Origin of the sequence: Streptomyces sp. NPDC004647, from assembly GCF_040609575.1 — a bacterium.
Taxonomy (GTDB): Bacteria; Actinomycetota; Actinomycetes; order Streptomycetales; family Streptomycetaceae; genus Streptomyces.
Genome location: NZ_JBEXKU010000015.1, coordinates 89435 through 113941 on the forward strand (window position 1 = coordinate 89435; position 24507 = coordinate 113941).

At 71.7% G+C, this 24507-nt stretch carries 24 protein-coding genes; 10 read left to right on the forward strand and 14 right to left on the reverse strand.

Features of this window, described 5'->3' with window-relative positions:
- Positions 1 to 20: 20 nt before the first annotated feature.
- The 5 genes from ABZW18_RS09445 to ABZW18_RS09465 form a co-directional block, all read right to left on the reverse strand.
- Positions 21 to 1523 (reverse strand): aldehyde dehydrogenase family protein, encoded by a 1503-nt coding sequence (locus ABZW18_RS09445; RefSeq protein WP_356184405.1) that lies wholly within the window; start codon positions 1521 to 1523, stop codon positions 21 to 23.
- A gap of 227 nt (positions 1524 to 1750) precedes the next feature.
- Complete coding sequence (locus tag ABZW18_RS09450; protein ID WP_356184408.1) at positions 1751 to 2647, reverse strand: hypothetical protein; 897 nt, start codon at positions 2645 to 2647, stop codon at positions 1751 to 1753.
- 1 nt (position 2648) lies between these two features.
- Complete coding sequence (locus ABZW18_RS09455; RefSeq protein WP_356184410.1) at positions 2649 to 3014, reverse strand: hypothetical protein; 366 nt, start codon at positions 3012 to 3014, stop codon at positions 2649 to 2651.
- Entirely contained in the window at positions 3001 to 4659 is a 1659-nt protein-coding gene (locus tag ABZW18_RS09460) for a hypothetical protein (RefSeq protein ID WP_356184413.1), read from the reverse strand. The genes ABZW18_RS09455 and ABZW18_RS09460 overlap by 14 nt, the downstream gene beginning before the upstream one ends.
- A gap of 243 nt (positions 4660 to 4902) precedes the next feature.
- On the reverse strand, positions 4903 to 5076 hold the full coding sequence (locus ABZW18_RS09465; RefSeq protein ID WP_356184416.1) for a hypothetical protein: 174 nt from the start codon (positions 5074 to 5076) through the stop codon (positions 4903 to 4905).
- 90 nt (positions 5077 to 5166) lie between these two features.
- On the opposite strand from ABZW18_RS09465, the gene ABZW18_RS09470 reads away from it, so the two are divergent.
- Complete coding sequence (locus ABZW18_RS09470; RefSeq protein ID WP_356184418.1) at positions 5167 to 5442, forward strand: DUF397 domain-containing protein; 276 nt, start codon at positions 5167 to 5169, stop codon at positions 5440 to 5442.
- A gap of 341 nt (positions 5443 to 5783) precedes the next feature.
- Here ABZW18_RS09470 and ABZW18_RS09475 read toward each other — a convergent pair whose 3' ends face one another.
- Positions 5784 to 6074, reverse strand: coding sequence for a hypothetical protein (locus tag ABZW18_RS09475; RefSeq protein ID WP_356184421.1), 291 nt, complete (start codon positions 6072 to 6074; stop codon positions 5784 to 5786).
- A 352-nt stretch (positions 6075 to 6426) separates the two neighbouring features.
- On the opposite strand from ABZW18_RS09475, the gene ABZW18_RS09480 reads away from it, so the two are divergent.
- The 4 genes from ABZW18_RS09480 (at position 6427) to ABZW18_RS09495 (ending at position 7701) form a co-directional block, all read left to right on the forward strand.
- Complete coding sequence (locus ABZW18_RS09480) at positions 6427 to 6792, forward strand: hypothetical protein (protein ID WP_356184424.1); 366 nt, start codon at positions 6427 to 6429, stop codon at positions 6790 to 6792.
- Positions 6793 to 6858: 66 nt separating this feature from the next.
- On the forward strand, positions 6859 to 7050 hold the full coding sequence (locus tag ABZW18_RS09485) for a type II toxin-antitoxin system VapB family antitoxin (protein WP_356184427.1): 192 nt from the start codon (positions 6859 to 6861) through the stop codon (positions 7048 to 7050).
- A gap of 76 nt (positions 7051 to 7126) precedes the next feature.
- Positions 7127 to 7417: a hypothetical protein gene (locus ABZW18_RS09490; protein WP_356184430.1), complete on the forward strand. Its 291-nt coding sequence runs from the start codon at positions 7127 to 7129 to the stop codon at positions 7415 to 7417.
- Entirely contained in the window at positions 7414 to 7701 is a 288-nt protein-coding gene (locus ABZW18_RS09495) for a hypothetical protein (protein ID WP_356184433.1), read from the forward strand. Before ABZW18_RS09490 ends, ABZW18_RS09495 begins: the two co-directional genes overlap by 4 nt.
- Positions 7702 to 7812: 111 nt before the next feature.
- On the opposite strand, the gene ABZW18_RS09500 is transcribed toward ABZW18_RS09495, so the two are convergent.
- The 5 genes from ABZW18_RS09500 to ABZW18_RS09520 all read right to left on the reverse strand — a co-directional run bounded on the left by ABZW18_RS09500 (position 7813) and on the right by ABZW18_RS09520 (position 13907).
- Positions 7813 to 8802: a malate dehydrogenase gene (locus tag ABZW18_RS09500; protein ID WP_356184436.1), complete on the reverse strand. Its 990-nt coding sequence runs from the start codon at positions 8800 to 8802 to the stop codon at positions 7813 to 7815.
- Positions 8803 to 9329: 527 nt separating this feature from the next.
- A complete protein-coding gene (locus tag ABZW18_RS09505; RefSeq protein ID WP_356184439.1) occupies positions 9330 to 10436 on the reverse strand; it encodes a DUF2690 domain-containing protein in 1107 nt (368 codons plus the stop codon).
- Between the two features lie 469 nt (positions 10437 to 10905).
- Complete coding sequence (locus ABZW18_RS09510) at positions 10906 to 12126, reverse strand: NADP-dependent isocitrate dehydrogenase (RefSeq protein ID WP_356184442.1); 1221 nt, start codon at positions 12124 to 12126, stop codon at positions 10906 to 10908.
- 120 nt (positions 12127 to 12246) lie between these two features.
- Complete coding sequence (locus ABZW18_RS09515; RefSeq protein WP_356184444.1) at positions 12247 to 13023, reverse strand: DUF3017 domain-containing protein; 777 nt, start codon at positions 13021 to 13023, stop codon at positions 12247 to 12249.
- A 20-nt stretch (positions 13024 to 13043) separates the two neighbouring features.
- Positions 13044 to 13907, reverse strand: coding sequence for a bifunctional methylenetetrahydrofolate dehydrogenase/methenyltetrahydrofolate cyclohydrolase (locus ABZW18_RS09520; RefSeq protein ID WP_356184447.1), 864 nt, complete (start codon positions 13905 to 13907; stop codon positions 13044 to 13046).
- 217 nt (positions 13908 to 14124) lie between these two features.
- On the opposite strand from ABZW18_RS09520, the gene ABZW18_RS09525 reads away from it, so the two are divergent.
- From ABZW18_RS09525 to ABZW18_RS09535, 3 genes are all read left to right on the forward strand, one after another.
- Positions 14125 to 14769 carry an RDD family protein gene (locus ABZW18_RS09525; protein WP_356184450.1) on the forward strand — a complete coding sequence of 215 codons (645 nt, stop codon included), beginning with the start codon at positions 14125 to 14127 and terminating at the stop codon, positions 14767 to 14769.
- A gap of 207 nt (positions 14770 to 14976) precedes the next feature.
- On the forward strand, positions 14977 to 15717 hold the full coding sequence (locus ABZW18_RS09530; protein WP_356184452.1) for an FHA domain-containing protein: 741 nt from the start codon (positions 14977 to 14979) through the stop codon (positions 15715 to 15717).
- Positions 15714 to 17429 carry a protein kinase gene (locus tag ABZW18_RS09535; protein WP_356184455.1) on the forward strand — a complete coding sequence of 572 codons (1716 nt, stop codon included), beginning with the start codon at positions 15714 to 15716 and terminating at the stop codon, positions 17427 to 17429. Before ABZW18_RS09530 ends, ABZW18_RS09535 begins: the two co-directional genes overlap by 4 nt.
- Positions 17430 to 17642: 213 nt before the next feature.
- On the opposite strand, the gene purH is transcribed toward ABZW18_RS09535, so the two are convergent.
- Positions 17643 to 19211: a bifunctional phosphoribosylaminoimidazolecarboxamide formyltransferase/IMP cyclohydrolase gene (gene purH / locus ABZW18_RS09540; RefSeq protein WP_356184458.1), complete on the reverse strand. Its 1569-nt coding sequence runs from the start codon at positions 19209 to 19211 to the stop codon at positions 17643 to 17645.
- Between the two features lie 10 nt (positions 19212 to 19221).
- Entirely contained in the window at positions 19222 to 19866 is a 645-nt protein-coding gene (gene purN, locus ABZW18_RS09545) for a phosphoribosylglycinamide formyltransferase (RefSeq protein WP_356184494.1), read from the reverse strand.
- 284 nt (positions 19867 to 20150) lie between these two features.
- On the opposite strand from purN, the gene ABZW18_RS09550 reads away from it, so the two are divergent.
- Positions 20151 to 21116 (forward strand): hypothetical protein, encoded by a 966-nt coding sequence (locus ABZW18_RS09550; protein ID WP_356184461.1) that lies wholly within the window; start codon positions 20151 to 20153, stop codon positions 21114 to 21116.
- Between the two features lie 278 nt (positions 21117 to 21394).
- Here ABZW18_RS09550 and ABZW18_RS09555 read toward each other — a convergent pair whose 3' ends face one another.
- A complete protein-coding gene (locus tag ABZW18_RS09555) occupies positions 21395 to 22903 on the reverse strand; it encodes a DUF6350 family protein (RefSeq protein WP_356184464.1) in 1509 nt (502 codons plus the stop codon).
- A 146-nt stretch (positions 22904 to 23049) separates the two neighbouring features.
- Between ABZW18_RS09555 and ABZW18_RS09560 the strand changes: the two genes are divergently transcribed.
- Positions 23050 to 24432, forward strand: a complete 1383-nt coding sequence (locus ABZW18_RS09560; protein WP_356184467.1) for a hypothetical protein — start codon at positions 23050 to 23052, stop codon at positions 24430 to 24432.
- Positions 24433 to 24507: the final 75 nt, after the last annotated feature.

Consider the following 24507-nt stretch of genomic DNA (forward strand, 5'->3'; position numbering starts at 1 on the left):
GAACAGACGGGCGTCGCTGGTCAGCCCGCGAACCAGCGCACCGGGCGCGGGTTCAGGTTCTGGTACACATGCTTGGACTCGCGGTACTCCGCCAGGCCCGAGGGACCCAGCTCACGGCCGATACCGGACTTGCCGAAGCCGCCCCACTCGGCCTGCGGGAGGTACGGGTGGAAGTCGTTGATCCACACGGTGCCGTGCCGCAGCCGTCCGGCGACGCGCCGCGCGCGGCCCGCGTCGGAGGTCCACACCGCGCCCGCGAGCCCGTACTCGGTGTCGTTGGCGAGCGCGACGGCGTCGTCCTCGGTGTGGAAGGTCTCCACGGTCAGAATCGGGCCGAAGGTCTCCTCCCGCACCACCCGCATGTCGCCGTGGCAGTAGTCGAGAACCGTCGGCATGTAGAAGAAGCCGGTGGCGGGCCGGATCTCGGACGGCTCGGGCCGGGTGCCGCCGCAGCGCACCACAGCTCCCTCCTCACGGGCGGACCGGACGTAGCTCTCGGTCTTGGCCAGCTGCTGCGCCGAGACGAGCGGGCCGCACTCGACGCCGTCCTCGGTGCCGCGCCCCAGCCTGATCTTCTCGGCCCGCTTGGCCAGCTCGGCGATGAAGCGGTCGCGCACCGACTCCTCGATGATGAGCCGGGCGCCGGCGGAGCACACCTGCCCACTGTGGATGAAGGCCGCGTTGAGCGCCTGGTCGACGGCGGTGTCGAAGCCTTCCTCGGTCTCGCAGGCGTCGGCGAAGACGACATTGGGGTTCTTGCCGCCCAGCTCCAGGGCGACCTTCTTCACGGTGGGCGCGGCGGCCTGCATCACCTTCGTACCGCTGGCGAGACCGCCGGTGAAGGAGACGAGGTCCACGCCGGGGTGGTCGGACATCCGGGCACCGACCGGATCGCCCGCGCCGGTCACCAGGTTGGCGACGCCGTCCGGGAGCCCGGCCTCCACCAGCAGCTTCACCAGGTGGACGGTGGACAGCGGGGTGACTTCGCTGGGCTTGATGACCAGGGTGTTGCCGGCGGCGAGGGCCGGGGCGACCTTCCAGCTGGCCTGGAGCAGGGGGTAGTTCCAGGGCGTGATGAGCGCGCAGACGCCGACCGGCTCGTGCACGACGACGCTGTGCACCTCGGGGCTGCCCGCGTCCACCACGCGCCCGCCGCTCTCGTTCACGACCAGGTCGGCGAAGTAGCGGAAGGCGTTGGTCACGTCATCGACATCGACGCGGCCCTCTTCGAGGGTCTTCCCGGTGTCCCGGCTCTCGGTCAGCGCGATGTCCTCACGGTCGCGCTGCAGCAGATCGGCGACCCGGCGCAGCAGCGCGGAGCGCTCGGCGACGGGCGTCTGCGGCCAGGGCCCGGAGTCGAAGGCACGCCGGGCGGCGGCGATTGCGGCATCGGTGTCCTCGGCGCCACCCTCGGCGACGAGCGCGAGGGTCTTGGCGTCGGCGGGGTCGAGGACCTCGCGGGATGCACCGGATGCGGCGCCGCGCCATACGCCGTCTACGTGGATCGTCTGCATTGCCGACACGTGGTGTTCTGCCTTCCGTACCTGAAACGATGTGCTGCCGGTGACACCGGCAGCAGGGACACCTATCCCGAAGGTCAGAACGTATGCCTAAAGGTTCACGCTAAGTGGCCCGTCTCACGTGGGCCGCCGTGCACCCGATGTCCGTAAGTTCCTTATTGGCGCGGAATGATGGGGTCTTCGGCGGCCCACCGCCGGGCGGGCGGTGAGCCGCCGGGGTGTGCGCTGCGTCACTGCGGAGCGGGCGTCGCAGGGCAGTAGCCCGTGGGGCAGAACGCGGCCAGTACGTTCCGCTGGATGTCCCGCTGCTCCGGCCAGTCCTCGTCGGGGCCCGCGACCAGTACGGCGTACATCACACCGTCGGGGCCGGTGAAGACCCGGTCGAGAACCCGGCGCGTACCGCCGGCCTGCTCGCTCTTGTAGGAGTACTCCAGCTCCGCGTCGGCGCCGTCGCCCTCGATGCCACCCGTGCCCGTGCCTGTGCCCGTGCTCTCGGCCGTGCCCTCCCCCGGCTCGAGCCTTTCCAGCCGGAGCCGCTTGTAGCCCGGATTGTCCGTGAGGTAGCTCTCAGCTTCCTCCAAGGCCTCGTACGGCGTGGACTCCGGACCGTCCAGCGGAAAGACCTGGATGAGTCCTTTCCGGTCCGCCGACTTGTAGAAGACCCCGGTCTTGTCCTCGCTGCGTTCCCAGCCCGAGGGCACGTCCAGAGTGAATCCGGCCGGGTCCTGCTCCCTGCGGAAGCCGGCCGGCACCGCGACCGCCGTCGCGGTGGCGGGGGTGGTCGAGGGTTCGGACTCCGGAAAGCCTCCGGACGTCTCCTCCCCGTCCGTGAGCGGCGCACTGACGCTCGGGCCGGGCCGGGCGTCGTCGCTCCCGCCGCCCCCGTCGCCGTCCCCCACCAGCGCCCGGATGCCGAACCCGAGCCCGGCGCACAGGACGGCCCCGGTGACCACCAGGACCACTCCGCGGGCGCGGGCGGGCTGCGACGCCCACGGCCCCCGCGTCCGCCACGACGCCAGGGGCCCCGCAGGCCGCGGCCCGGGTCCGTAAGGAGGCACCGAGTCCGCCCCCATCACCCAGCGCTGCGCTTGCTCGTCCCAGTACGGTTCGCTCTCGCCTTCGCTCATCTCAGCCGCCCAACGCGGCCAGCGCCTGCCCGACGGCGACCCCGGAAGCCAGTGCTCCGATACTGACGTTGGCGTCCTGCATCAGCTGCCGCAGCCGGGGGAAGCGGCCGCTGTCCGCCTGCCCGGTGCGCTGGATCTCGCCCTCGGTTCCGTCCAGTTCGTCCCTCAGCGCGACGATCTCCGGTGTTTCGAGCAGCCGTCCGAGGTCGTCCCTGAGCTGGTGCACGGCCTCCAGCAGCTGTTCGTGCTTCTCGTCCTTCGGTGCCCGGCCGACGGTGTTGCTCACCCGGTTGTCGTTGCCGATCACCACGGCGCTGTCGGTCACATTGCCGATGCGCGTGCCTCTGCTGTCCTCAGCCGGCCCCATGACTGCCTCCCGTTGTCACGTGCTTGTTCTCCAGGTCGATCCGGTCGCCGACCGCGATGGCGCTGTTCTCCGCCGACCCGATGTAGACGCCGCTGACGTTGACGACCTGCTGGACGAACTCGCCCGTCTGCCAGCCCGCCGCGTCGAGGGCCTCCCGTACGCCGTTGGCGACCCGGTCCTGGATGCTCTTCAGATAGCGGCTCGCGTCCATCTCCTGGAACAACGAGGCGCCCTGGTCGCTGCCGAGTTCGCGTACGGACGCCCAGGGCCCGTCCGGGAGGCCCGCCGCCTGGCCCCCGGTCCACATCCGCAGCAGAAAGGGAATCTGGCGGAAGACATGGGCCACCGACCGGATGGCGCCCGTCGGCAGCTGGCCGAGCGCCCAGAAGACCTTGCCGAGCCGGTTGCCGCGGCGGTAGGTGTCGGAGACGCGGTCGACGGCGTGGAAGGCCGGGCGGACCGGGCGCAGTACATGCGGGGCGATCTCCAGCATCAGCATGCCGCCCTGGGTGTGGACCCGCACGAACACCGTGACGACCAGCTCCTCCTCCCAGGCGCCGACCCGGATCCGCAGGAAGTGCCGGCGGCCCTCGCCACCCTCCTCGATGGAGCGTTCCCGCTCGGCCTCGAAGTGCTTGTCCTCCAGCGGGGCGTGGGCACGTACCGGCACACCCGTGACCCGTACGAACACACACTCGTCGACCTCGAGGCCGCGCAGCCGGTCGCGCACCGCGGCCGCCCGCGGCGTGCCCGGGTTCGCGGGAGTGCGCAGCGCTTCCACCAACGGCTTGATGCGCGCCAGGATTTCCCTGTTGTCGAGCTCGACCTGCTTCTTCTCCGGGTTCTTGCGCAGCTCGACGGCGAGCGTCCAGGGGTCGTACGAGCTGCCGGCCCCGATGAAGGGGTGCTGGGTGTGGTAATAGACCAGCGGGGAGCGCTGTTCGCGCCGGATCAGCCGCTGCACGCGCGCGTAGCGCCCGCCCCCCGTGACCTCGGCGATGTCCGGGCGGCCGGGGTCCGCGAATGCCTGCGGGTGCAGATCGCCGGAGATCGCCCCGGCCACTTGCCCACGATGCGCGGCGATACAGGCGGCCATCGCGAGCGGAATGATCAGCGCGAACCACGCGGCGGCGGGCGTCTCCGGGGCGTAGGAGGTGGCGCTGTACAGCTCATACCGGATCTCGTCGTCGCCCACGGCGAACACAAGGGCCGATGCCGCGTAGCTCAGCATCCCGAACCGGCCCGTGTAGCGCAGCCACGCCGCTCCGACCCGCCGGTACCACGGGAGGCCGCGCGCCGCCCCCGGAAAGTCTGCGCGGAACGGGCCCGAGGAGCCACCCCTGAGCCGAGCCGCCAGCACCAGCAGGACGCAGGGCACGAGGAAGGAGAGGAAGAAGCCTCCGACGAGGAAGAAGGCGAGCACCCACAGAGCCACGAGAGCCACGGCCCAGACCACTTCCAGGCGGCGTGCGCGCAGGGCGTGGGCGAGCACGCGCGCCGCGTCGATACCGAGGGACGGGGCGGCGATGCGCTCCTCGTGGACGTACAACTCGTCGACGACCGCGTCACGGAAGTCGTCGTCCAGGTAGGTGCCCGCGCACAGCAGCCGGGTGGCTTCGCTCGAGGCGGCGTCGGGCGGTTCCACGTCCGGGGCAGCGCCCGGGAGGGGCTGGGACGGTGAAGGTGACGGGGATGGCTGTGACGGTTGAGCGGGCTGTGCCGGGATGTGTTGGAGCGACACACGTCCCCCGATACTCGAACTCCCGTCTGCATGAGGGGAGTTGACCGACATGTGAGAGTCCCAGCATAGGGGAATGTGTGACCCACGACACCAAAGTGGCGACACCCGGCGGCGCGGGAACGCGAACGCCCGGCGAGGCCCTACGCGTCAGATCCGGGGTTGGAGCGGCACCTGCGCCCAGACCGTCTTGCCGATGCCGTGCGGGCGTTCCCGCACACCCCATCCCGTGCTCAGCTCCTTCACCAGCCGGAGTCCCCGCCCGCCTTCGTCATCGGCGGATGCCTCGCACAGCACGGGCCGGCCCGTGTGCGCGTCCGACAAGATCGCCCGCCGGTATGGAATCCTGCAAAGTCAGGCCCTCACGCCCGAGGAATCGTTGAAGTTCATCCACCAGTTGGCGACAGGAGAGACATGAGCGCCGAAGAAGCAAACCGCCCGTCGCACGAGCTCGCGTGGTTCAAGTCCAGCTACAGCGGCGGAGGGGGAGGCGACTGCGTCGAGGTCGCGTACGACTGGCGCAAGTCCAGCTACAGCGGCGGAGGGGGCGGGGAGTGCATCGAGGTCGCCGCGCACCCCGGCACCGTCCACATACGGGACTCGAAGGACAAGACCGGGCCGGTCCTGGACTTCTCCCCCGAGCAGTGGTCGTCGTTCATCGCCTTCGCCGCCGGGCACGCGTCCGTCTGACACCACCGCTGTGAGCGACGAAGCGGCCTTGCTACGGCGCGGGGGTGGCCGCTTCGTCGTTCGTTCGCAGCCGGGGCCACAGCCATGTCCGCGCGCCGGATCGGGGATTTCCGCGCCCCGGTGGGCCGAGTCCCGGCGGCGCCCGACGCCCTCCAAGAACCTGGGAAAGAACCACACCCAACCCCACCAACACCCCTTCTCACACCATCGGGTGACAAGGTGGCGGTTGTGTGTGCGGGCGGGGTACGGTCGCGCCACAACCGACATACGTCGGCCCCCGGCCGGGACGGCAATCCCGATCGAGGGCCTGATCACCAGGAAGAAACACCTTCCCGATGACTTCAGCGCAGTTTAGCGCGCGGACCTCCGCGCGCACCCGGCCGCCGACGGCCGGAGTGGTCCACGTCCGGCACCACCACGAGTCCCAGTTCACCGTGGTCGGCAACCACCTCGCCCAGCACCCCGGGCTGTCGGCCACCGCGATCGGCCTCGCCGTCCACATCCAGTCGCTGCCCGAGGGTTCCCGGGTCGGCATCAAGGAACTGACCGGCCACTTCTCCGAGGGCGAGACCCGGATTGCCAACGCCCTGCGGGAGTTGGAGGACGCGGGGTACCTCGACCGCAGCAGGCACCGCGTCTCCGGGCAGCGCATCGTGACGCGTACGAGGTACTTCGAGAACCCCGGCGCCCGGACGGCGGCTTGTGACGAGCCCCGACCGTCGGCGGCCGGGCGTGTGAGTCCGATCCGACGTGCCGCGCGTCGGCCCGATCCGGCCAGGCCAGGGGGCGCGGGCACGGCGGACACCTCGCGTCCGGCGGCTGGGCGGGGCCCGCAGCGCATGCCGTCCGCCCGCCCTCGCGGCGCCGATCCACACCCCACGCACGAGCCGGATCCCCCCGCCCCGCCGGCCGCACCCGAAGCCACCCCCCGAGCCGGTCGCCGATCCCCTGCTGCGGCAGACCGCGGCAGACCTTCTCGCGGGATTGCGCGGCGTCGACGCCCGGCTGGTGATGTCCGTGCGGGACGTGCGGGGGCTGGTCCCGGCCGTGTGCGCGTGGCTGGAGCGCGGAGTGCCGCCCGAGCAGGTGGCCCGTACGCTCTCCGGCACCCTCCCCGCCGGAGACATCCGGCGGCCCGCCAAGCTCGTAGCGCACCGCCTCACCGAGTGGCTGCCGCCCGTACTGCCCACCGCGCCACCACCGGTGCCGGTCACCCTCGCGAGGGCTCCCGATCCGTTCCAGGACTGCGACGGCTGCGGCCGTGTGTTCCGGTCCCCGGCCCCCGGCCTCTGCCGAGGCTGCCGCACGCCGGACACAGGCGGCCCTCGGCCAGACGTCCGAGTCGCCTGACAGGGCTGCACCCAAGGAATGCGTATGCCGTTTGTGAGAACTGCTGACTCCCTATAGGGAGCCAGAATGAGCCGGACGACATTGGATCTGGATGACGAGGCCCTGGCTGCGACGATGCGACTGGCCGGGGTCACCACCAAGAAAGACGCCGTCAACACCGCTCTGCGCGAGTACGCAGCCCGCCATCGGCGGATCGAAACCGTCGCAGGCACCGTCCAGGATCGGCGTGAGCGGAACATCCACTCGACGCCCGCCTGATTCTTCCGCCGATGCGACAAGCACTGTCACCTCGGCGGAGTACCGTAACCATGACCGTGAGCCCAGGAGGAGACGCATGAGTGCGCAGCCCGCACACCTCGACCACGATCGGCGGGTGAAGGCGATCCCACGCACCCCTGACGCCATCGGAGAAAGCCTGAGCGGCGCCCAGCGCATGGCCTTCTACCGCGAGTTGGGGCGTGCGGAACAGGGAGAGCAGATCGACTCCGTGCTCGACAAGTGGTGGATGGAGGCGTTGCTCGACCAGGTCCCGGGCCGCGAAGAGCGCTACGCCAACGTCATGGCGGGGCGCAACCTGGTGTCGCTGGAGGACCTCGCTGCGCGGTGCCCGGGAGTCGGAGAGTGAGCGAGCACCGACGCGGCTGGACACTCTTCTGCGAAGAGGACCCGGCTGAGGAAATCCAGGTGATGCCGTTATCGCTCCAGAAGGCGGTCATCAACTTCCTGACCCGCCTCGCCCTGGAAGCAGGCAACGCGATTGACGCGGGCAAGCCCCCGCCCGGCCGGCCAGTGGAGGACCTCGGCATTCGCTACAGCGTTCTGGTCGTCGGCCAGCCCGTGATCATCGAGTACACCGTGATCGCGGACATCCGCGAATTGTGCGTTCCCTCCCTGGTGTGGATCCACTGACGCCACAGCAGGCGAGTGGTCCCCGGCAACCCGAGAACGAGAACCGCCCCCGGCAGGCAGCCTGCCGGGGGCGGTTCAGTCCGTACGGGGACGTACAGGAGGCGTGCGGGCTCAGATCAGGCCGAGGCCACGGACCGCGTCGCGCTCCTCCGTCAGCTCCGCCACCGAGGCGTCGATGCGGGTACGGGAGAAGTCGTTGATGTCCAGACCCTGGACGATCTCGTACGTGCCGTCCTTGGTGGTGACCGGGAAGGAGGAGATCAGGCCCTCCGGCACACCGTAGGAGCCGTCCGACGGGATGCCCATGGAGGTCCAGTTGCCGTCCGCGGTGCCGTTGACCCAGGTGTGGACGTGGTCGATGGCGGCGTTCGCGGCGGATGCGGCCGAGGACGCGCCGCGGGCCTCGATGATCGCCGCGCCGCGCTTGGCGACGGTCGGGATGAAGGTGTCGGCGAGCCACTTCTCGTCGTTCACGACCTCGGCGGCGTTCTTGCCCGCGACCTCGGCGTGGAAGATGTCCGGGTACTGGGTGGCCGAGTGGTTGCCCCAGATGGTGAGGCGGCGGATCTCGGAGACCAGGACGCCGGTCTTCTTCGAGAGCTGCGAGATCGCGCGGTTGTGGTCCAGCCGGGTCATCGCGGTGAAGCGGTCGGCCGGTACGTCCGGGGCGGCGGCCTGGGCGATCAGCGCGTTGGTGTTGGCCGGGTTGCCGACGACCAGGACCTTGATGTCGTCCGCGGCGTGGTCGTTGATGGCCTTGCCCTGGGGCTTGAAGATGCCGCCGTTGGCCTCGAGCAGGTCGCCGCGCTCCATGCCCTTCGTACGGGGGCGGGCGCCGACGAGCAGGGCGACGTTCGCTCCGTCGAAGGCCACGTTCGGGTCATCGGTGATCTCGATGCCCTGGAGCAGCGGGAAGGCGCAGTCGTCCAGCTCCATGGCCGTGCCCTCGGCGGCCTTGAGGCCCTGCGGGATCTCGAGGAGCCGCAGCTTGACCGGCACGTCCGCGCCGAGGAGGTGACCGGAGGCGATGCGGAAGAGCAGCGCGTAGCCGATCTGGCCGGCGGCGCCGGTGACGGTGACATTGACGGGAGTGCGGGTCATGGCGATCTCCTGCTTGGCTTACCTGGCGGTGGGTGTCCCTGCCCGAATTATGGGGGTCTCTTGCCCGGCACAAGCCTTCTTGGGTACTGCAAGAGACCCGGTCGTCAGGCTATCCTGCGCGGCCCTCGGCCAACCCCCGACCCTGTGTGTCCCGGCTCACCGCCGGGCTGCCCGCGTGTGGCGGCCGCTCGCGGGATGAGGGGGAACGAGCGGCCGCCGAGGGGGTGCACCGCACCCGTGGGGGGTGCCGTTCGCCTGCCCCGGATCCGCACACGCATGCCAGTTTTTTTCGGCCGGATGACCGCCCCGCCATGCCCTGTCCGACAAATCCCGCCCGACCTGCGGTGCCAGGCGTGGCCCCCGGCCTTCGGCGGGGTGGGGGCGCCCCCAGCGGTAGCTGGGGGAGAGCCCCCTGCGTTGTCGAACCGTCCGAGCAGCCCACTGCGCGGCAGCAGCTGCACGTACCGGGTACCCCGGCCCACGGCCCCCGCCTTGCGGCGGACGGCGCCATGCGTCGGACAGATGTCCTAGTTCCCGCCGGGCACCGTGCAGCCGCTCTCTCCCGCCTTCGTCTGCGCGCACGCCTTCACCCGGTCCGGGGCGCTCACGGCGACCATCTGGGTATACCCGTCGTTGTCCTGGTCCGCCGTGCCGCTCTCGGTCTCCTTCGCGGCGGTGATACGGACCGAGTCACCGGGGGCCGCTTCGGTGATACGGGCCCAGGCCGCGCCGCACACCTTGCTGTAGCGGACCTCGATGAACGCGCCTCCGACGGTCGCTTCGGACACGGTCTCGGCGTACTGGCCGCCGCAGCCCATGTTCTCCGGGTCCTTTCCGGTGCAGTCGTCGCCGGTGCACTTCACTCCGGCCGGCAGATCGGGGCCCTTGGACGCGGCCGGTGTGGGCGGAGCCTTGGCGGCCTCGGCGCCGTCGTCCTTGCCGAGGCCGAGCAGGAGCACGGCGGCGGCGATGACGAGCAGCGCGCCCACGACTCCGGTGAGGAACATCGTCACCCGGCGGCGCTGCGACTGCTCGCCCCGGCCCGGGCGTTGGGGCCGGCCGGGGTGATCGGCGGCGTGAGGGCCGGCGGCCTCGTCCCGGCCGATGGGCCCGGCGGCGTCGGCCGGGTAGCCGGCGTCGAGGTGGGCGGCCGGCGCGGCGGCTTCGGAGTTGGGCGGGACACGGGGCGGGAGACCGGCCGGACCGGACCGGTCCGGGGCGCGCTCCGAGCCCGCCCGGGGTATGGACTCCGGGCGCGCCTTGTCACGCTTCCCGGCCTTAGCGGGCGGCGGCCCGAACTCCCCCAGGGCCGCCCGTGCCTGCGCGACCCGTATCGCCTCCATCGTGTGGTCGTGCCGCATCTCGGACCGGCTCCACGCTCGTTCCGCCAGCTCCCACATCGTGGTCAGATGTCCGGCGTTCGCGCCGGTGACCTCGGCGAGGGCCACGACGGCACCCTGCGGTGGCAGCAGCCTTCCGTTGAGATAGCGCTCCCATGACGTCTTGCTGTAGCCGGTGCGGTCCGCGACGGCGGCGACGCTCAGGCCGCTGCGGTCGACGAGCCTGCGGAGCTGACTGGCGAACTCCCGCACTTGCGGGTCGAGTTCGTCCGGCAGCGCCCTCCAACGAGGCATGTGCCTCCCCCTGTTCCCCCCCGGTCGTGCAACGTCCCCGGCGCCACGGGCCCTCCCCCAGGCCCTGTCCGGAACTACCCAATGGGATGCCCGCACCGAGGATGTCAGTTCCCATACTGGGGGCACACCTGTGCATACGCGCCTCAACTGCGCGCCCGCGTGCGCCCCCTGGTCCCCCACATTGTCGCACTGGTACTCGGCCCTCCGGTTGCCACCGGGTGCCTCGGGGGTGCCTTCGGGGTGATGTGTGCGGCGATCGCGCACCCACTGTCGCGCCGTCGCAACGCAGCGTCGGAATGGTTACCTCCGCGCAGCGGGTGCCGGGGCGGTCGGCCGGCTCCCACAGCGCCGGCAGCCTTGACCGCGGGACCGGTGCCACAGCGGCAAGCGGCAAGCTCAACGCAGCGGCGGCCCGTTCTCTCGCCAGGAGAGGACGGGCCGCCGTCGTGCAGAGCTCAGGCGCGGCCGACTACGCGGCAGCCATCTTCTTCTGCAGGTTGGTGTCCAGCGCGTCCAGGAACTGCTCCGTGGTCAGGAACGGCTGGTCCTTGGAGATCAGCAGCGCGAGGTCCTTGGTCATCTGGCCGCCCTCGACGGTCTCGATGCAGACCTGCTCCAGGGTCTCCGCGAACTTGGTGACCTCGGGAGTGCCGTCCAGCTTGCCGCGGTGGGCCAGGCCACGGGTCCAGGCGAAGATCGACGCGATCGGGTTCGTCGAGGTCGCCTTGCCCTGCTGGTGCTGGCGGTAGTGACGGGTGACGGTGCCGTGCGCGGCCTCGGCCTCGACGGTCTTGCCGTCGGGGGACATCAGCACGGAGGTCATCAGGCCGAGCGAGCCGAAGCCCTGCGCGACGATGTCGGACTGGACGTCGCCGTCGTAGTTCTTGCAGGCCCAGACGTAGCCGCCCTCCCACTTGAGCGCCGCGGCGACCATGTCGTCGATGAGGCGGTGCTCGTAGGTCAGGCCCTTGGCGTCGAAGTCGGCCTTGAACTCGGCGTCGAAGATCTCCTGGAAGATGTCCTTGAAGCGACCGTCGTACTTCTTGAGGATCGTGTTCTTCGTGGACATGTAGACCGGGAAGTTACGGGCCAGGCCGTAACGGAAGGAGGCCCGCGCGAAGTCGCGGATCGACTCGTCCAGGTTGTACATGGACAGCGCGACACCGGCACCCGGGAACTCGTACACCTCGAGCTCGACCGGCTCGGAGCCGTCCTTCGGGGTGAAGGTCATGGTGAGGGTGCCCTCGCCCGGGACCTTGAGGTCGGTGGCGCGGTACTGGTCACCGAAGGCGTGACGGCCGACGACGATCGGCTTGGTCCAGCCCGGGACGAGCCGCGGCACGTTCTCCATGATGATCGGCTCGCGGAAGATCACGCCACCGAGGATGTTGCGGATGGTGCCGTTCGGCGAGCGGTACATGGCCTTGAGGCCGAACTCCTCGACGCGGGCCTCGTCCGGCGTGATGGTGGCACACTTCACACCGACGCCGTGCTGCTTGATCGCGTTCGCCGCGTCCACGGTGACCTGGTCGTTCGTGGCGTCACGGTGCTCGATGCCCAGGTCGAAGTACTTCAGCTCCACATCCAGGTACGGCAGGATCAGCTTGTCCTTGATGAACTGCCAGATGATGCGGGTCATCTCGTCGCCGTCGAGCTCGACGACGGGGTTGGCTACCTTGATCTTGGCCATCGGAGTGCTTCGTCCCTCTCGCGCGACTGGAATATCTCGCTATCAAGATACTGGGCCCCCAGGATACGCCGACAGCTGCCCGCGAGACCCTCGCGCTTCGTCACACCTCCGGACTCCGGCTCAGCGGACCGTGAAGCGGACCAAGCTCTCCAGCCAGGGGATCTCCAGCCACGGGTCGGGCTGCGCCATCAGCGCGAGCAGCAAGATCACAAAGCCCAGGCCGCCGTAGGTGGCCATGTCCGTGAACCGGGACCGTACGGCCAGCATGCCGACCGACGGCAGCACACGGCGCAGCACCGCACCGGCGATCATGGCCAGACCGATGATGATCGCGCCGATCCGGCCTGCGTCGGCGGCGACGACCATCAGCCCGACCGCGGTCCCGCCGAGGACCGTCAGCAGCGGCCACTGCCGGGCCGGCGCGGGGGCGCCGCCCGATGCCGCCCGGCCCCCGCCTTCGGGCCGCGCGGTGTCGCGAGTGAGCCGGGGGAACCGGCGGCTGCGGCCCGGCTGCCCGGTCCCGTGGACGGAACCCGCGGCGGAGGTGTCCGCGTCCCCGGCGGTCTCGTCGGCTCCCGTGTCCGCCGACGCTCCGCCGGCTTCGGCGGCTCCAGCGGCTCCGTTCTGCCCCGCCGTCCCGTTCTGCCCAGCGGTCCCGGTCTGCCCAGCGGACCCCTTGGCGCCGTTCTCTTCGGCGGCCCCGCCGCCGTTTGCGGTCCCAGGCCCCTTGGCTCCGGTCCCGTTGGTCCCACTCGCGTCAGCGGCCCCGTTCACGTCAGCGGTCCCCTTGGCCCGCGCGGCGCCGTTGGCCCCCGCGGCCGCGTCGACCCCGTTGGTCCCGTTGCTGCCCGCGAGTGCAGCGGGTCGGAATGCCTCGTCCGGACCGGTGTCTTCCATGGCTGCCACGCCCTTCCCGGTCAGCCCGCCGCGCCTACGTGGCGTTCGGCGGCCTCCACGACGTTCTGCAGCAGCAGCGCCCTGGTCATCGGGCCGACGCCGCCGGGGTTCGGGGAGATCCAGGATGCGACCTCGGCCACACCCGGGTGCACATCGCCCACGATCTTGCCGTGTTCGTCCCGGCTCACGCCCACGTCCAGCACGGCCGCGCCGGGCTTCACATCCTCCGGCTTCACGATGTGCGGCGAGCCGGCGGCCGCGACGACGATGTCCGCCTGCCGCAGCTGCGCGCCCAGGTCACGGGTGCCGGTGTGACACAGGGTCACGGTCGCGTTCTCGGACTTACGGGTCAGCAGCAGGCCGATCGAGCGGCCCACGGTGACGCCGCGGCCGACGACGACGACATGCGCGCCGTTGATCTCCACTCCATGGCGCCGCAGCAGCTGGAGGATGCCGTTCGGGGTGCAGGGCAGCGGCCCGGTCTCGTTGAGGACGAGCCGGCCGAGGCTCATCGGGTGCAGGCCGTCGGCGTCCTTGTCCGGGTCGATGAGCTCCAGCACCCGGTTGGTGTCGATGCCCTTGGGAAGCGGCAGTTGGACGATGTAGCCCGTGCAGGCCGGGTCCTCGTTGAGCTCCCGTACGACCGCCTCGATCTCCCCCTGAGTGGCGGTGTCGGGCAGTTCACGCTGGATGGAGGCGATCCCCACCTGCGCGCAGTCGCGGTGCTTGCCCGCGACGTACCACCTGCTGCCCGGGTCGTCGCCGACCAGCAGGGTCCCGAGGCCGGGCGTGACGCCCCGGGCCTTGAGCGCCTCCACTCGGGCGGTGAGCTCGGACTTGATCGCGGACGCGGTGGCCTTGCCATCGAGAATCTGGGCGGTCATGAACCCCATCCTCCCGGATGGGGCGAGGTCGATTCCAATCAGGGCGTGAGGCCGGGCCCAGGTTTCCGATTCGCCACGTTTATGAGTCTCGGCTGGACAGGAGCACGCCAATCCCACGACGATGGCCGGAATGTGTTGCGGCCAGCAGGGGGGGGTGCCGCTCAGCTCCGTACCTCCGTCCGCCACACGTCTTCCCGAAGACCCGGAGGAACACAGAGTGAGCTATTCGGACCCGAACAACCCGTACGGCCAGCCGGCCCCGGGCCAGCCGTACGGCCAGCCGGCCCCGGGCCAGCCGCAGTACGGCTACCCGCAACAGGCCCCGCCGCAGGCCCCGCCCCAGGTCCCGCAGCAGTACGGCTACCCGCAGCAGCCCCAGCCGCAGTACGGCGGCTACCCGCAGCAGCCCGGCTACGGAGGCGGCTACCCCGCGCCCGCTCCGATGGCCGGATACGCCGGCTGGTGGTCGCGTGTCGCCGCGACTCTGCTCGACGCCGTCATCATCTTGGTGCCGTACGCCATCCTCGGCGGCATCGGGGCCTCCATGGCCGACAGCGACAGCTCGGGCGGGAGCGTGGTTTTCCTGCTGCTCGCTTTTGCCGCGCTGCTCGGCGCGGCGATCTGGCAGCTCGTCCAGGAGGGACGCACCGGCCAGACCATCGGCAAGAAGGCGCTCGGCATCCGGCTGCTCCGCGAGATCGACGGCCAACCGCTCGGCGTCGGCATGGCCTTCGTCCGCCGGCTGGCCCACTTCCTGGACAGCATCGCGATCTACCTGGGCTGGCTGTGGCCGATCTGGGACGCGAAGAAGCAGACCTTTGCCGACAAGGTCATCGGTTCGGTGGTCATCAAGTCTCAGTGACGCGCAGGCCGTTCACCTGCCGAAGGCCGCGTTCCCACAGAACCCTGTGGGGGCGCGGCCTTTCCACGTTCCGGCAGGGACCGGTCGCACGGCGCGACGGCGGCTTCCGCGCCACCCGGTGGAGTGGCCGCCATCGCGCCGCGTTGCGGCCCCGAATCGGGCCTCAGTAGCCTGAACACCGCCGATCCTCGACGGGGAGGAACGTACGTGTTCAGCGTCATCGTGGTGCCCGACGGCTCGCAAGGACCGGACACCCAGCTCCGGTTGGAGCCGGGACAGACTCTTCGCTTCGGACGTACGGACCCGCAGCCGGCCGGCAGTGGCCCGTATCTGGTCATGGAGCACGCGGGCGTGTCCCGGTCGGCCGGGGAGCTCACCGCTTGCGCCACGTTCTGGACGCTGACCAACCGCAGCCGCCGCCAGACGTACGTCGTGGAGAACCCCGAGGGCGCCGGCGAGCACATGAAGGTCGGCCCGGGCCGGGTCGACGCCCCCGTCCCCTTCGAGTTCTCCCGGGTGGTGCTCCCCGCCGGGAACGACCTGGTCGGCTTCGAGGTCTGGGCACCCCGCCACGACTATCTCGAGGACACCGGCAGCACCGGCGGCGAACCGACCGCGCTGCCCTTCCCGCTGGACCGCACCAAGCGCTACTTCCTGGTGCTCGCCGCGCTGTGCGAGCCCCGGCTGCGCGGCGAACCGCATGCCCCGCTGCCGACCGTCGAGCAGGTCGTGGAGCGCCTCAAGCCGGTCTGGCCGGCCGTGAACCGGACCACCGTGCAGTGGAACATCGACTACCTCGCCGTCAAACTGCGCCTGAAGCCGCCCGCCGAATCCTCGCTCCCCGGGCCCCGGTTGAACGGCAAGAAGGAGTCCCTGGTCTCCCTCGCGCTCCGCTTCGACCTCGTACGGGAGGAGGAACTCCACGTGGTGGAGAGACAGCCGCGGTGAGAGGGAGCAGAACCGGCGACGGGGCCGGAGGCGGGGACAGCGGCGGAACGTTCGCCGTACGGGTGCCCAAGGGCTACCGCGTCGGCTGCTGGGAGGTACGCGAACCGCTGGCATCCGGCGCCTTCGGGAGTGTCTACGCGGCCCGGCGCAGCGGCCGACCGGCCCCCGACGCCCCGCCCGACCTGCCCGAGTCCGCGGCGCTCAAGTTCCTGCCCACCGGCACCCGTACGCCCCGCCGGCTGCGGCACCTGGAGGAGCTGGCGCACCGCGAGCTCGACCTGCACCGCAGGCTGCGCCGTCCGCGGCTGATCCGGATGTACGAGGCGCTGACCGTCGACGACGCGCAGCGCCCGGAGCTCGACGGGGCGACCGTGCTCGTCCTCGAACGGGCAGAGGAGTCCCTGGACGCGCTCCTGGCACGGTCCGGCGGCGGTCCGCTGCCCGGCGGCCCGGCGCTGCTCGCCCAGGTCTGCGAGGGGCTGGCCCAGCTCCACCAGGCGGGCTGGGTGCACGGCGACCTCAAACCGGGCAATGTGCTGCTGATGCCCGATGGCACTCCACCGGCCGCCGCCGGGGATGCCCCCACCGTGACGGATTCCGGCGGAGGGTCGGTGCGGCTGGGCGATTTCAACCTCGCGGCCGAGCTGGAGGGCACCCACGCGTACTCCCCCGCCTTCTCCACCCCGGACTACACCCCGCCCGAGCTGCTGTGGTCGGACATCGGCGAGCGCGGCCAGCAGATCCGTACGACCGCGGACATCTGGGCGTTCGGGGTGGTCGCCCATCTCGTGCTGGCGGGGACGCTTCCGATCCCCGGGGCCACGGTGGCCGCCCGGCGGGAAGCGACCGTGCGCTACGCGCGCGGCGCCGAGGAACTGCGGCTCTCCCCGGACCTCCCGGAGGGCTGGCAGCAGGTCGTCCGCGACTGCCTGGCCCGTACGCACGAGGAGCGCGCGACCCACAGCGCCCTGTCCCTGCTGCGGCGCGTCGAGGGCCTGGCGGGTGTCGGACGGTCGCCACGGCTGCCCCGGCGGCTGTCCCGGGTGTCGCGGCGGCTTGCCCGGCGGTCGCGCGGCCCGGTCCTCGTCACGACCGCCGTCGTCACCGCGGCCGCTGTCACCGCCGCGGTCGCGGCCCTCGGTTACAGCCTGGGGGTGCTCGGCGGCGACGAGGGCGCCCCGGGGGGTGCCGACGGCAGCGCGGGCGAGAAGGTCACGGCCGCCACCTATGGCAGGGACGAGCTGCGTACGGACGCGGGCGTGCCGGTCGCGTACCGCAAGCTCATCGTCGACGCCGCTCACAACTGCACCGAGGAGGAAGTGACCCCGGCGCTCGTCGCCGCGCTCCTCAAGGCCGAGAGCAACTTCGACCCGGACCTCTCCGACCCCGCCAAGGACGAGTACGGCATCGCCCGCTGGACGCCCCGCGTGCTCAAGTCCTACCTCCCTTCGGAGAAGGTGCCGGAGTCCGGCGACCCGGTACCGCCGTTCCCGCCGGACGTGTCGATCCCGGCCGTCGGCCGCTATCTGTGTGTCATCGCGCCCCGTCTGCGCTCCGAACTGCCCGGAGACGACCGGGTGTTGATCGCGGCGGCCTACCGGACCTCGTACCGCCGGGTCAACGAGTCGGACGGGGTACCGGCCGAGTGGCGCGCGTACGCGGAACGGGTGGCGCGCCATCTCAAGGAGTACACGCCAGAGAGGAAGAAATGACCCTCGGAGGTGCGAGGTGGCGGGCGGGGCGGGACGGCCGTGAGGATGTAGGGCAACGGGGCGGGACACCTCGGGGGAGCTCCGGCCCCCGCGTATCGCACGTGGGGGCCGGGGCGCTGTCCCTTCCCGGTGGAACGGCTCATCGGCGTACGGCGAAGGCCGCGTCCCGCTGCGTGCGGGGCGCGGCCTTCGCCGTGACGTGCCGGGCTGTGCCTAGTGGAAGAAGTGCCGCGTGCCGGTGAGGTACATCGTCACGCCCGCCTTCTGCGCGGCCTCGGTCACCTGCTCGTCGCGGACCGAACCGCCGGGCTGGACCACGGCCTTGACGCTCGCCTCGAGCAGCACCTCGAGCCCGTCGGGGAAGGGGAAGAAGGCGTCGGAGGCGGCGTAGGAACCCGCGGTCCGCTCGGCGCCCGCGCGCCGCACCGCGAGCTTCGCCGAGTCCACCCGGTTGACCTGGCCCATGCCGACGCCGACGGTGGCGCTGTCCTTGGCGAGCAGGATGGCGTTGGACTTGACGGCCCGGCAGGCGCGCCATGCGAAGGCCAGCTCGCGCAGCTCGGCCGCGTCCAGCGGCTCACCGCTCGCCAGGGTCCAGTTGGCCGGGTCGTCGCCCTCGGCCTGGAAGGCGTCGGTCTCCTGGAGCAGCACGCCGCCGGAGACCGGCTTGAGCTCGCCGGGCTGGAGGGGCGTGCCCTCGACGCGCAGCACACGGATGTTCTTCTTGCGGGCCAGCACCTCGACGGCGCCGTCCTCGTACGCCGGGGCGGCGATGACCTCGGTGAAGATCTCGGCGACCTGCTCGGCCATCGCGACCGTCACCGGGCGGTTGACGGCGATGACACCGCCGTAGGCGGAGAGCGGGTCACACGCGTGGGCGTTGCGATGCGCCTCGGCCACATCGGCGGCGATGGCGATACCGCACGGGTTGGCGTGCTTGATGATCGCGACACACGGCTCGTCGTGGTCGAAGGCCGCGCGGCGGGCGGCCTCGGTGTCGATGTAGTTGTTGAAGGACATCTCCTTGCCGTGCAGCTGCTCGGCGTTGGCGAGGCCGGCGGGGGTGCCGTCGGTGTAGAGCGCGGCGGCCTGGTGCGGGTTCTCGCCGTAGCGCAGGACGCTCTTCCGCTCCCAGGCGCCGGCGAGGAACTCGGGCAGACCGGGCGACTCAGGTTCCGGTGCGTAGGCGCCTGTGAACCAGGACGCCACCGCGACGTCGTACGCCGCGGTGTGCTGGAAGGCCTCGGCGGCGAGCCGCTTGCGGGCGGTCAGGTCGAAACCGCCCCCGCAGGCCGCCTCGAGCACGTCCGCGTACCGCTCGGGGCTGGTGACAACGGCCACGGACGGGTGATTCTTGGCGGCGGCGCGGACCATCGACGGACCACCGATGTCGATCTGCTCGACGCACTCGTCCGGCGAGGCGCCGGAGGCGACCGTCTCACGGAACGGGTAGAGGTTGACCACGACCAACTCGAACGGGGCGATGCCCAGTTCCTCCAGCTGCCCGCGGTGGGCCTCCAGCCGCTGGTCGGCCAGAATGCCCGCGTGCACGCGCGGGTGGAGCGTCTTGACCCGGCCGTCCAGGCACTCGGGGAAGCCGGTCAGCTCCTCGACCCTGGTGACGGGCACCCCGGCCTGGGCGATCCTCGCGGCGGTCGAGCCGGTGGAGACCAGTTCGACGCCCGCCTCGTGCAGCCCGCGGGCGAGTCCCTCGAGTCCCGTCTTGTCGTAGACGCTGACCAACGCGCGGCGGATGGGCCGCTTCGTACCTTCGGCGGTCACGAACCCCTCTTCATTCACCGATCTGTACCTTTCGTCCCTCAATGCGGTAGCCGTTACGGGCCAGCAGCCCGACGACGTCGACGAGCAGCCGGCGCTCGACTTCCTTGATCCGCTCATGCAGAGCGGCTCCCCCGTCTGCGTAATCCTCTTCCCGTACGCCGACCACGCCCTGGGCGATGATCGGGCCGGTGTCGACGCCGTCGTCGACGAAGTGGACGGTGCACCCGGTCACCTTCACGCCGTACGCGAGCGCATCGCGCACGCCGTGAGCGCCGGGGAAGCTGGGCAGCAGGGCGGGGTGCGTATTGACGAACCGGCCGCCGAACCGGGCGAGGAATTCCTTCCCCACGATCTTCATGAAGCCGGCCGAGACGACCAGGTCCGGCTCGTACGCGGCTGTGGCGTCGGCCAGGGCCTGGTCCCACTCCTCGCGGGCCGGATGATCCTTCACCCGGCACACGAAGGTGGGGATTCCGGCGCGCTCGGCGCGCTCCAGACCCGCGATGCCGTCCCGGTCGGCACCGACGGCCACGACCTCGGCGCCGTAGCCCTCCGGGTCGGCGGCGATCGCGTCGAGCAGGGCCTGGAGGTTCGTACCGGAGCCGGAGACCAGCACGACCAGGCGCGCCGGTCTGGCATGCGGACGGGCATGCAGGCGGGACGAGGACACAGCGGGGCTCTCTCTCACGGGCTTTTCGCACGGACCCTGTGATCGGTCCGGTCGTAGAGTCGTACGAGCGAGGGGAATCCCAGGAACCGGAAGACCCTACGAAGGCGCAGACCGTCAGCAACGATACCGGCACACCGAGCGGCCCCCACGGGACGGGGGCACGCGCGGGGGGTAGCGTCTGAGACACGGAACCGTCCCTCCCAGTGCCCGGCCCAGGCGGCACGGGCCCGACGGGGAGGACGACGACACAAGGGGAAGACTCACTCCAGATGCCGGACCGACGCCGCCGCGCGGCTCTCTGCCTCATGCTGCCCACGGCACCGTCCAGCGATCCTGCGGCGCTGCCGGGGACGCTTGCGCTGATGCCGCCGGAGCCGTTCGCGACGCCCGTGGCGCTGCTGCGCGAGCGCCGGTCGCCGTCGGCTTCGCCCTCCCCCGAAGGGGAGGACAACCCCTTCGCCCCACCGCCGGAGGGACAGCCGGACCAGCCCTGGCGGCCGCGTGGCCCGGAGGGTGGCGAGTCCGGAGGCGGCGGCGAGTCCGGGAGCGGGGAGGACGGCGACCGCGAGCAGGGGGACGACGGCCGCAGTCGGCAGCCGCACTGGGGCAGCCAGTGGAGCAGTCGCCAGCCGGGCCGGCAGAGCGGCGGCTTCGGCTCGGGTTCCGGTTCCGGTTCCGAGCAGCAGCAGAACGGCGGCAACGGTAAGAACGGCGGCCCGGGCGGCGGCCCCGGTCCCGGCGGCCTGCGCTGGGACCCGACGGATCCCCTCCAGCGCCGGGCCCGCTTTGCGCTGCTCTCGGGCATGTGGGGCTTCTTCTTCGCCCTGTTCAGCCTGCCGGAGATCGCGCTGCTGCTGGGTGCGCTGGCGGTGTACTGGGGGATCAGTTCGCTGCGCGGCAAGCCGGTCCGTATGAGCGCGGGTTCGGCGGACGCGGGCGCGGATGCCATCCGGACGGGGTCGACAGCCGGCACGGACACGAGCCCCGGAGCGGGTAGCGGTTCCGCCCCCGGCTCCGGTCCCGGCGCGAACGCCAAGCCGCAGACGACGGCGGCGGTCAGCGGCCTGGTCACGGGCTGCCTCGCCCTGGCGATCGTGGCGGCGACCTTTTCCCTGCAGATCGTCTACCGCGACTACTACACGTGCGTCGACGACGCCCTCACCCAGGCCTCCAAGCAGTCCTGCGAGGACCTCCTCCCCAAGCAGCTCCGCCCCCTGCTGAGCACACAGGACTGATACGGGAAGCCGGGCGCCCTGGCCGGTAGCCGGGCCGGGGACGGCCGGGACGACGGGCGCCGTGCAGGGAGCGCCACCCTGGGCCGTGTCCGACACATAGCGCCGTCCGCCGCATGGCCGGGCCAGTGGTGTCCGCTGCGTGCAGTTGCACGGCGGAAGAAGCGTCCGTGTAGTGGGCGGCTCGGACGTTCCGACAATGCGCAGCTGGGGGCAGGTCCCGCCGGGTGGGGGAGTGCGTGCCAGGGCGCCACGGTCAGGCGGGATGTGGCAGACAGCGCCTAGCGGGAGCGGTCCTCGTCCGGGGCGGCGCGCCGGGCGTCGGGCAGGCGTCCGTACGAGGGCAGCCCCGGTGGTGCGCCGGCGCCGCCAGGTGGCCGGGGCGGAGCCGTCACCGCACGAACCGTCTCCGTGGTGGTCCGCTGTGCCGTCAGCACCACGGTCGTACTCCCGGCTCCCCCCTGTCCTTCCTCCGTGCCGCGCGTCCACCACCACCGGAGCCCCAGCGCCCCAGGCACCCCCACCAGCGCCGTCCAGCCGAGTGCCGCCGCGGCCGTCAGCCACCGGTCCGGGCCGAAGTCCTCGAGCGCCTCCGCCCCGAGCGGACCGCCCGCGAGACCTGCGAGCAGCGCCATCGCCACCGCGCAGCCGAGACTCGCGAGGCCCGCCGTCAGCGCGGTCTCCCGCCACCCCTGGAGCGAGGCCGCGGCGCCGCGCCATACGACGGCCGCTCGGGCCGTGACGTACCCCACGGTCAGACCGGCCGCGACCGGCACCAGCACCGCCGTCCAGGTCAGCGGCCCGCCGGACCCCGGGCCCGGCACCGCCGCGAGCAGCGGGAAGTACGGCAGCTCCGGGTACGTCGACGCACCCCATGACCCCACCACGCTGCCCGCTCCCAGCGTGAAGCCGGGCCCGAGACCGTACGCGGCGCCCCAGACAGCGGCGTTCGGCGCCAGCGCGAACGCGAGCAGACCGGCCGCGAACCGCCCCGACCACGGCTGGGCGAGCTGCACCAGTGACTGCTGCACCGCGGCTCCGTGCCAGGCCAGCGACACCGCGACGAGCAGGGCGCCGCCGCCCAGCAGTACGGCCGTAGCGGCGGCCGCGCCCCGGAGTGCGGTAACGAGCCTGGGGCGCGTGAGCACCACCCACACGCCCCCCGGAACGCGGTCCAGCGCCCGCTCCGCGAGCGCGGGCAGCGGTTCGCGCGGCCGTCCGCTCGCCGTCCAGACCCCGTACGAGGCCGCCCCCACGACGACGATCGGCACATGCAGCAGCGCGCTGAGCGGATCGACGTCGATCGGTCCGCCGGACGCGTAGCCGACCGCGGCCACGCCGACCAGGAGATAGCCGGCGCTCAACCACCCGATCGTGGGAAACGCGGAGGGCGGCTCGTCCGCATGCCACGCGCCGTCCCCCCAGTCCTCTTCCCTCGCTTCGACCATGTGCCGCCCCGCGCGGTACAGCAGCCACAACGGCAACGCGCTCAGCAACAGCGGCGTCAGCCCGACCGGGGCGGGGTGCCCGGACAGCGTTTCCGTACGGACGAGTTCGGCGCCGTGCGCGAGCAGCCACAGGTCAGCGGCGATATGCAGGGCTCCGCCGGGGCCGCTGTCGGGATACGGCGAGCTGATCCAGAGCAGCAGCACCACGACGGTCACCGCACCGAGCCCGAGCCCGGCCGCGACCGCTCCGCCGAGCACCACCGGCGTGGCGGCCGGGACGCGCCGGGCACGTGTCCGGCCGGGCGAGGACAACGTCGCGCTGTGATCGGTCAATTGGGTCACGCGGTCATGCTGCCAACAACACACCATTCGTCCGTGCAGCGAGCTAATGGCCGTCGTGTCGCTCAATATATGGGTATGCACCTATTCGCTCTGCGCTGCACCACGAGTTCCGGCCGCCCGTCCGACGTGCGCGTGGAGTGGGCAGCATGACGTGGCGCAAGCGCAACGATGCAGAGGCAGCAGGCGCACCGGAGGGTGTGTCGCGGGCGGACGAATTGACGCGCCGTCACGCCGTTCAGAACGCTCCGGCCTCCACTCCTCTGCCGATCCGGCCGAAGCCCGCGTCCGGGCGCGGCCCCGAGGCCGCTGGGTCCACACCACCGCGCCGTGACCGCCCGAAGCACGCGCAGCGCCGTCAGGACTCGCACTCGCACATCACCGGTGGCCCGGGAACCGGCACGGGCACCGGCACGCGCAGCCCACTCCGTACCGACAGCAGCGAGGCGGCACCAGCGCCGCGTGACGCGCCGTCAACTACGAGAAAGTGGCTTCCCGGGATCTCCGTCTTCTCCGCCGACCCGGACCGCGCCCGGGCGCAACTCCCACCCCGCGACCGTAGGGGCGCCGGGACCCGCACCGCTCCGGCCGACGCGCCCCACGGTGTACGCGCGACTCTGGACCCGGCAGGCTTGCCCAGGGGGAAGAAGCCGGCGAAAGGCAGGTCTGCACGCACTGCGGACGGCCATCGCCCCGGCACCGGGGTCGGCACGGACGCCGCGGCGGCAACTCCCCGCCCCCGCACCTCTTCGCGCGGAGCGGTCGCCACGGCGGGCGGTCCCGCCGCAGCCTTCGACGCCCTCTACACCGCATACGCGGTCGGCCTCGTGCGGCAGACCTATCTGCTCACCGGACACCAACGGCTCGCCGAGCGAGCCGTCGAGCGCGCCTTCCACCAGGCGTGGCAGCACTGGCCCGAGGTGGCCGTCGACCGCGATCCGGCGGGGTGGGTGCGCGCGACCGCGTACGAGTACGCGCTCTCGCCCTGGCGCCGGCTGCGCCGCGTCCGTCTGCGCCCGTCGTCCACCGGGCCGGGGCCCGGGCGGGCGCTGGTCGGCGCGCTGCTCAGGCTCCCCGACTCCTACCGGCGTGCGCTGCTGCTCCACGACGGTGTCGGCCTCGGGCTTCCCGAGACCGCCGCGGAGTCCGAGGCGAGCACGATGGCCACGGCCGGCAGGCTCACGCACGGCCGGGCCGCCCTCGCCGAGATGCTGCCCGAGCTGGACGCGGCCCCGCCCGCGCGGCGGGGCGTGATTCTGCACCGGATGCTCAGCGAGGTGGCCGCCGCGCATCATGTGCGTACCGCGCCCGCCGCTTCCGTGAGGACCGGGAGCGAGCGCCGTACGCGGTTGTGGACGCGGTGCGTGCTGGGGCTCACCGCGCTGCTCGCGGCGGTGACGGCGTTCGTCGCGGTCCACAGCGGCACCGACGCTCGGAATCCGCCACAGGCGCCGGGCGAGCCCGGAGCGACAGCGTCACCCGCGGCCGGTTCGCACGCGGAGGGCCCGCCGACGGCCGAGCGGCGGTCCTGAAGATCCGGGAGCGCAACAGAAAAGGGGCGGGCGCAGCAGAAAAGGGGCGTGGGCCCGTACCTTCCGGTACGGGCC

What these genes read in the sequence shown, in the direction of transcription:
- ABZW18_RS09450 (WP_356184408.1), bottom strand. Translation starts at nt 2,647, where the DNA reads ATGAGCGAAGGCGAGAGCGAACCGTACTGGGACGAGCAAGCGCAGCGC.
- ABZW18_RS09455 (WP_356184410.1), bottom strand. Translation starts at nt 3,014, where the DNA reads ATGGGGCCGGCTGAGGACAGCAGAGGCACGCGCATCGGCAATGTGACC.
- ABZW18_RS09470 (WP_356184418.1), top strand. Translation starts at nt 5,167, where the DNA reads ATGAGCGCCGAAGAAGCAAACCGCCCGTCGCACGAGCTCGCGTGGTTC.
- ABZW18_RS09485 (WP_356184427.1), top strand. Translation starts at nt 6,859, where the DNA reads ATGAGCCGGACGACATTGGATCTGGATGACGAGGCCCTGGCTGCGACG.
- ABZW18_RS09490 (WP_356184430.1), top strand. Translation starts at nt 7,127, where the DNA reads ATGAGTGCGCAGCCCGCACACCTCGACCACGATCGGCGGGTGAAGGCG.
- ABZW18_RS09500 (WP_356184436.1), bottom strand. Translation starts at nt 8,802, where the DNA reads ATGACCCGCACTCCCGTCAATGTCACCGTCACCGGCGCCGCCGGCCAG.
- ABZW18_RS09505 (WP_356184439.1), bottom strand. Translation starts at nt 10,436, where the DNA reads ATGCCTCGTTGGAGGGCGCTGCCGGACGAACTCGACCCGCAAGTGCGG.
- ABZW18_RS09510 (WP_356184442.1), bottom strand. Translation starts at nt 12,126, where the DNA reads ATGGCCAAGATCAAGGTAGCCAACCCCGTCGTCGAGCTCGACGGCGAC.
- ABZW18_RS09515 (WP_356184444.1), bottom strand. Translation starts at nt 13,023, where the DNA reads ATGGAAGACACCGGTCCGGACGAGGCATTCCGACCCGCTGCACTCGCG.
- ABZW18_RS09520 (WP_356184447.1), bottom strand. Translation starts at nt 13,907, where the DNA reads ATGACCGCCCAGATTCTCGATGGCAAGGCCACCGCGTCCGCGATCAAG.
- ABZW18_RS09550 (WP_356184461.1), top strand. Translation starts at nt 20,151, where the DNA reads ATGCCGGACCGACGCCGCCGCGCGGCTCTCTGCCTCATGCTGCCCACG.
- ABZW18_RS09560 (WP_356184467.1), top strand. Translation starts at nt 23,050, where the DNA reads ATGACGTGGCGCAAGCGCAACGATGCAGAGGCAGCAGGCGCACCGGAG.